The 1,705-nt window shown below is 61.2% G+C and carries 1 protein-coding gene; it reads right to left on the bottom strand.

Going from position 1 to position 1,705, the window contains the following annotated elements:
- The coding region (locus AC1ECK_RS36575) for a BspA family leucine-rich repeat surface protein (RefSeq protein ID WP_480328163.1) at positions 1-1,705 on the bottom strand (1,705 nt) is incomplete at both ends.

Here is a 1,705-nt window from a genome sequence, read left to right on the forward strand (position 1 = left end):
AGTCTTCGCCGCCTGGATGGCGGTCGACGATGAACTCGACAAAGAAGTGACGCTGCTTTGTGTAGTCGACAGACCGGTCGACAGCGAGCTGATACCGGTCGACAGCGAACCGATGCCGGTCGACGTCGACGTGGACAGCGAGCTCACGCCCGTCGACAACGAGCTGATGCCTGTCGACGTGGACGTCGACAGTGAGCTGATGCCGGTGGATAGCGAGCTCACGCCCGTTGACAACGAACTGATGCCTGTCGACGTGGATGTTGACAGTGAGCTGATGCCGGTGGACAGCGAACTCACGCCCGTTGACAACGAGCTGATACCTGTCGACGTGGACGTCGACAGTGAGCTGATGCCGGTGGACAGCGAACTCACGCCCGTTGACAACGAACTGATACCTGTCGACGTGGACGTCGACAGTGAGCTGATGCCGGTGGACAGCGAACTCACGCCCGTTGACAACGAACTGATACCCGTCGACGTGGACGTCGACAGTGAACTGACGCCAGTGGACAGCGAGCTCACGCCAGTTGACAACGAGCTGATACCTGTCGACGTGGACGTCGATAGTGAACTGATGCCAGTGGACAGCGAACTCACGCCCGTCGACAGCGAGCTGATGCCTGTCGACGTGGACGTCGATAGTGAACTGATGCCGGTGGACAGCGAGCTCACGCCCGTCGACAACGAGCTGATACCTGTCGACGTGGACGTCGACAGTGAACTGATGCCGGTGGACAGCGAACTCACGCCCGTTGACAACGAACTGATACCCGTCGACGTGGACGTCGACAGTGAGCTGATGCCGGTGGACAGCGAGCTTACGCCCGTTGACAACGAACTGATGCCCGTCGACGTGGACGTCGACAGTGAGCTGATGCCGGTGGACAGCGAACTCACGCCCGTTGACAACGAACTGATACCTGTCGACGTGGACGTCGATAGTGAACTGACGCCAGTGGACAGCGAACTCACGCCCGTTGACAACGAACTGATGCCCGTCGACGTGGACGTCGACAGTGAACTGATGCCGGTGGACAGCGAGCTCACGCCCGTTGACAGCGAGCTGATGCCCGTCGACGTGGACGTCGACAGTGAGCTGATGCCGGTGGACAGCGAGCTCACGCCCGTCGACAACGAGCTGATACCTGTCGACGTGGACGTCGACAGTGAGCTGATGCCGGTGGACAGCGAACTCACGCCCGTTGACAACGAACTGATACCCGTCGACGTGGACGTCGACAGTGAACTGACGCCGGTGGACAGCGAGCTCACACCCGTCGACAGCGAGCTGATGCCCGTCGACGTCGAGGTAGAGAGAGAGCTGATCCCTGTCGACAGCGACGACACAGAACTGGATGTCGATGAAAGTGTGGTCGACAGCGAGCTCATACCGGTCGACGTCGATGTCGACAGCGAATTGACAGCCTGATCGGTCGCATACAGTTGCGAGCCGTTCACCGCATCGGTGCTGGTACTCGTGACTTCACCAGCCGCCACGTTGGTGATCTGCCGCTCGGCGCCCGGCGCGCCAACGCTCACCACGCTTTGCGGATTCGTCCCGGCATACGCATAACTCACGCCGCCGATCGTCGAGCCCGACGTTGGATTGGGCGCCGCCGTCACCGAGCCGGAACCCAGCGCCACATCATTGGCGTTGTTCGCCGTCGCACCCGAGCCGAGCGCAATTCCGCCCGCCGCCGACGCC

This window comes from Paraburkholderia sp. SSBN10T, assembly GCF_056619545.1.